Source organism: Megasphaera sp. AM44-1BH (assembly GCF_003467125.1).
In the GTDB taxonomy this organism is placed as follows: Bacteria; Bacillota; Negativicutes; order Veillonellales; family Megasphaeraceae; genus Megasphaera.
Window position 1 is genome coordinate 1 of the sequence record NZ_QSFA01000008.1, and the last position, 5714, is coordinate 5714.

Annotated in this window: 5 protein-coding genes; 1 reads left to right on the forward strand and 4 read right to left on the reverse strand. The window is 53.2% G+C overall.

All coding sequences use genetic code 11. The annotated features are described in order from the left end of the window. Window positions 1–149: 149 nt before the first annotated feature. Entirely contained in the window at window positions 150–1055 is a 906-nt protein-coding gene (locus DW949_RS06750; RefSeq protein ID WP_118022482.1) for a LysR family transcriptional regulator, read from the forward strand. Between the two features lie 217 nt (window positions 1056–1272). Here DW949_RS06750 and DW949_RS06755 read toward each other — a convergent pair whose 3' ends face one another. The 4 genes from DW949_RS06755 to DW949_RS13805 all read right to left on the reverse strand — a co-directional run. Next, window positions 1273–2430 carry a M20 family metallopeptidase gene (locus DW949_RS06755; protein ID WP_199595793.1) on the reverse strand — a complete coding sequence of 386 codons (1158 nt, stop codon included), beginning with the start codon at window positions 2428–2430 and terminating at the stop codon, window positions 1273–1275. Between the two features lie 386 nt (window positions 2431–2816). After that, window positions 2817–3401 (reverse strand): indolepyruvate oxidoreductase subunit beta, encoded by a 585-nt coding sequence (locus DW949_RS06760; RefSeq protein WP_118022483.1) that lies wholly within the window; start codon window positions 3399–3401, stop codon window positions 2817–2819. Next, on the reverse strand, window positions 3401–5182 hold the full coding sequence (gene iorA / locus DW949_RS06765; protein ID WP_118022484.1) for an indolepyruvate ferredoxin oxidoreductase subunit alpha: 1782 nt from the start codon (window positions 5180–5182) through the stop codon (window positions 3401–3403). Before iorA ends, DW949_RS06760 begins: the two co-directional genes overlap by 1 nt. Before the next feature lie 224 nt (window positions 5183–5406). Beyond that, on the reverse strand, window positions 5407–5714 hold a 308-nt coding region (locus tag DW949_RS13805), incomplete at its 5' end, for an acetyl-CoA hydrolase/transferase C-terminal domain-containing protein (RefSeq protein ID WP_304466104.1).

Below are 5714 nucleotides of genomic sequence, written 5' to 3' on the forward strand. Positions count from 1 at the left end.
ATTTGACAAAAAAATACGCCATTTTACTGGCTTCGTGGCACTTTTTTCGCTTGCAGGTGTCAAACTCCCGACTTTCAAGGGCTTTCCATTAGTTTTACTTATGTGAAAAAAGAAGGTATAATCAAATCAAAAAGAAAGGATGAAATACCATGCTGTTCCGTCAGATGAAATATTTCATAGCCGTCGTCGAAGCCCGCAGCTTCACAGAAGCGTCGTATGCCCTGGAGATTTCCCAGTCCGCCGTATCCCAGCAGATCAAGGCCCTGGAAGAAGACCTCGGCGTCCCCCTGCTGGTCCGGCAAAACCGCACGTTCAGTCTGACTCCGGCAGGGGAATACTTTTACCGCCACGGCAAGGAGCTGCTGCAGGAAATCGAAGCCTTCCAGAAAGAGACACGCCGCCTCGGCGAAGATCAGGAACTGCAGCTGCGGCTGGGATACCTCAACAACTACTGTGGCAGTGAATTATACGAGACCATCGCCGCCTTTTCATCCTTGTATCCGGAAGTAACCATCCATATTTTCAACGGAACCCATGAAGACCTGTACGAGCAGCTTCGCAGTAAAAAAGCCGACATGGTCCTCAATGACCAGCGCCGGGCCTTTTCCGATACCTACGAGAACGACATCGTGACCACAGGCGTCCTGTATGCGGAAATCTCCCGGCAGAATCCCCTGAGCCAGGAGGATCATCTGTCCCTGGAAGCTCTCAGGCGGATTCCCTGCATCCTCGTAGCCTCTGCTGAACAAGAGCAGGCGGAAGGGGCTTATTACGCTGATACCCTGGGGTTTGCCGAAAACTTCCTCTTTGCCCGCACACTGGAAGACGCCCGTCTCCTCGTTGCCAGCAACCGGGGCTATCTGCCGCTGGAAACGTTCAATACCACGGCGCCATCCGGCACCGCTTCGGTCCGCCTGCCCTTGTATAAGGAAGGAAAGCCCCTGCTGCGCCACTATTGTCTCTTCTGGCGGAAAGACAACAGCACATATTATGTCGAAGAATTTTCTAAGCTGCTCCATGAACGCGTCCAGCCCGCACAGACCATAAATAAATAGTTAACGTAGTATAAAACGTGTATTGAAATGCCGCTTCCCTCATATATACACAACATTGCCATAGTCATGGAAACGACTAAAGACCAAGAATAAGACCGGTAATCAATGCGTTGAACACACACGTGCGTTAGAATCAATACACTCTAACGCACATGTGCGTTAGAGTGTATTGAGGTGTGTGTTGAAATGTCTTTTTCCCCTTATGTATACTACATCATCAGACCATAGTCACGACGTATGCCAGTGCTTTTGCCCGGGCGTATAGGGATTCTACGCAGGCGTATTCTTCCGGACTGTGATGACGACTGCCTTCAACCCCCATGGCACAGATAGTCGGTACGCCGGCAGCTACGGTATAGGCCGAGTCAGATCCGCCACCGACGATGATACCGCTGGGGCGGGGCATACCGAAAGACGCATAAGCCTCCTGGACTTTGGCCAGCAGACCATCAGTCCCGGCCATTCGTTCCATGGGAATGCAGCACGAAAGCTGTGTCAGAGATGTCTTTGTCCCATCAACATAGTTCGTATGTGCTACATCCTGCAATTTCGCTTCAATATCGGGGACATACTCTTTTTTGAGATAACGGACATCGATGAGGATAGATGCCGTATCCGGGACGGCATTGGCTACGGTACCGCCGGAAATGACACCTACATTATAGGTCGTTCCCTGCTGCCAATCCGTCAGATTCTGGATAGCAATGACCTTGTGAGCCATTTCCAGGATAGCACTGCGGCCTTTTTCCGGTTCATTCCCCGCGTGGGCAGCAATACCGGTGACATCCATGCGATAGGTTAGTGCCCCTTTGCGCTGGACGACAACTTCATTGCCCAGGCGGCCGCTTTCACAGTTGAAGGTGGCTACAGCACTCCAGGCTTGTTCCATGATCTGCTGATTGCCGTCGGAATTGCGGTGGCCCACTTCTTCATCACCGACCAGTACCAGCCGGACCGGCCGTTTGGTCCAGCCCGCTTCTTTCAAAGCCTTCATGGCAAATACGGCAATGGTCACGCCGCCTTTCATATCGAGGACACCGGGGCCATAAGCCTTGCCATCCCGCAGGGTAAACGGCCGGTCCGCTACAGTGCCATCGGGAAATACCGTATCCATATGGCCCAGGAGAAGGACCGGAGCTTCCGGCACGTCTTCGTTCAGGACCGACACGAGCATATTGCCGGCCCGTTTCATTTCGTGGATTTCCGTATGGGCCCCGATCGTATCCAGTTCTTCCTGTACCCGGCGTGCCACCGCATCGACACCGGCCTTATTGGCCGAACCGCTTTCAATCTGTACCAGCTGCCGCCAGAAATCCATCATAGCATCGCGGTGTTCCTCTATATAAACAGCAATTTGTTTCCGTATATTTTCCATTGTATGTCACTCCTTTAAACAGTTTCCCCTATATCATAGCACAAGGCCCGGAAAAAGATAGTTTGCAGTCCCTGGTTTGCAGAGGGAGGGCAGCCACCAGCAGTCAGCGGCTATTGGCTGGCAGGTCTTTGACGTCCCCGCGAGGGGAAGCTGGCGCCGCAGGCGTCTGAAGGGGCTTTACTTCTATATAAAGTCCTGTCATGAGTCCGCTTTCCCGTACGGGAAGAAGGCCGGTTCGGCAGGTAGAGGGGCTTTGCTGTCCCTGCAAAAAACGGGGCTGTGCCCTAATAAGCTTTTCAGCCCATCTGGGTACAGCCCCTGTATCTGTTCTGACGCTGCCAGATTATTTTCCCGGCAAACGAAACACTGTCCACTGGCCACTATCTTTACCGGTTTGCGACGGCTTCGCGTCCTGCCTGGAATGCTTTGAGGTTGACATCGACGAATTTCGGTTTGACCGTACGGGAAATGAAATCCGACCAGTCCAGATTGGTCAGGCCCAGTGCCTGGACGAGAGCCCCGAGGAGGACGACGTTGGCGCTCTTGGGGTTGCCGATTTCCGTAGCGATACGGGTAGCATCGAGATCGAGTACGGGGAAATCCTGTTTCAGCGATTCGATGATGTGTTCCGGGTAAGCTACCTGACCGGAGAGGACCGGCAGGGACGGGATGCAGAGCCGGTTGATGACCATCTTGCCATCGGGCTTCAGGAATTTGGCATACCGGGCCGCTTCCATTTCTTCAAAGGCGACGAGGATATCCGCCATCCCTTCCCCGATGATAGGAGAGTAGACTTTCTTGCCGAAGCGGACCTGGGTGCTGACGCTGCCGCCCCGCTGGCTCATGCCGTGTACTTCTGACATCTTTACATCGTAGCCATTTTCTATGAGACCCATGGTCAGGATTTTACTGGCCAGGATGGTTCCTTGTCCGCCGACACCGACGAGTAATACATTCGTTACATCGCTCATTATTTATACCCCTTTCTGCTGATAGCCTTGACCGGGCAGACCTGTGCACAGACGCGGCAGCCAACGCAGTCGCTTTCGACGATTTCCGATTTCTTATCTTTCAGATTGAAGCGCAGTGCCGGACAACCTGTGGTCATGCACTTCTTGCAGCCGATGCATTTTTCTTCATCGACGACGCACGGCGTATGGTCCAGATTGAATTCTTCTGCATCTTCCTGGGAGAATTTTTTGAGCACGCACGGCCATCTGGTGATGATGACTACCGGTTCATTTTCCAGGGAATAAGCCCAGTCCAGAGTTGCTTTCATATCGGCCAGGTTATTGGGATTGACGGTGCGGACATTTTTCAGGCCCAAGGCATGTACGACCCGTTCCACGTCGATGAGCGTCGTCGGTTCGCCCTTGATATTATAGCCCGAACCGGGATTATCCTGATGGCCCGTCATACCGGTGATACGGTTGTCGAGGATGACACAGATTGTATTGGATTTATTGTACGATACTTCTGTCAGGGAATTGATGCCCGTATGGAAGAAAGTGGAGTCACCCATGCAGGCTACGACCCGTTTCTGCTGGCCGCTCTTGGAAAAGGCGTGGCTCATGCCGTGGCCGATAGAGAAGGCACTGCCCATGCATCCGCCCAGGTCCTTGGCATTGAGCGGTTCCGACCCGCCCAGAGCATAGCAGCCAATATCGCCTACCATGACCGTATCTTTGCGCTTGCCCAGTTCATAGAAGAAGCCCCGGTGAGGACAGCCGGCACAGAGCGCAGGCGGACGGGGGACAAACAGTCCATCGGGAACAGTCTTGTTCGGGAATCCCTTTCCAAGGATGCCCGTTGCCACGATATTGGGATTGAGTTCATCGATATTGGGGATGACATCCTTGCCATGACAGTCGATGCCGGCAGCCTTGATCTGTTCTTCCATGACCGGATCCAGCTCTTCGACGACATACAGAGTATCTACTTTTTTGGAAAAGGCACGGATTTTTTCAATCGGCAGCGGATAGGAGAAGCCGATTTTCAGGTACGACGCCTTGTCTCCCAGCACTTCTTTGGCGTACATATAAGCCACGCCGGAAGCGACGATGCCGATTTTCGTATCGTGCATTTCTTCATAGTTGAAGGGGGAATTTTCCGAATATTCCTTCAGCTGTTTTTCCCGTTCTTCAATGACGTACCGGCGTTGCTTGGAAACGGCCGGCACATCGTCAAGGCGGTCCCGCTGTTTGACATAGGGAACAGCCGGGACTTCTTTCCGCTCGCCCAGTTCGACCAGGCTCTTGGAATGGTCTACCCGGGTCGTCATGCGGATCATGACCGGCGATTCGTATTTTTCGCTGATTTCATAGGCGGCCCTGGTCATATCGAGGCATTCCTGAGAATCGGCCGGTTCGAGCATACAGATTTTCATGGCCTTGGCATAGCGGCGGTTATCCTGTTCGTTCTGGGATGAATGCATGCCCGGGTCATCGGCATTGACAAAAGCCATGCCGCCGTTGATGCCCTGATAGGCAAAGGTAAACATCGGATCGGCCGCCACGTTGAGACCGACCATCTTCATGGCCGCGAACGACCGGACGCCGCCCATGGATGCCCCGATAGCCGCTTCGACGGCGACTTTTTCATTCGGAGCCCATTCGGAGTAGATTTCATCATACCTGGCTACGTTTTCCAGGATTTCTGTACTCGGAGTGCCCGGGTAAGCAGATGCAAAGCTGACGCCTGCTTCATAGAGCCCGCGGGCAATCGCTTCATTACCAGAAAGTAATTTTTTCATGTATAGACCTCCCGTCCTTTTTGGAACGTAAACTAAATGACTGCATTACACTACTGTACATGGAATAACCGTGCCAGATACCGTATCTGGTAAAATGCCTTATCCATGCGCTTTTTCCCGTTCCGGACCTTCCGCCCGTTTTGCAGGATGTGAAATTTTTTTGTCATCCTTTACACTTACTTTCTTACACTCACCTGGCAGCTTCACTCTCAGGCATCACCGTACTACCTCTTATGGCTCCGCCGCCAGATATGCTGTGCCTCTGCGGCCTTGATGAGGTCTTCCCGGAAATCGGGATGGGCGATGCCGATCAGTTTTTCCGCCCGCTGCCACGTCGTAAGGCCTGCCAGATTGACCGCCCCGTATTCGGTGACGATGTACATGGTCTGGGCCCGCGGCGTCGTGATGATGTCGCCGCCGGTAAAGTACGGCACGATATTGGAATGGCGGACGCCTTTCTTATCGACCCGGCTCGACGCCATGGCCAGGAAGGTCCGGCCGTGTTCTGCCGTATAGGCACCGGTGACGAAAT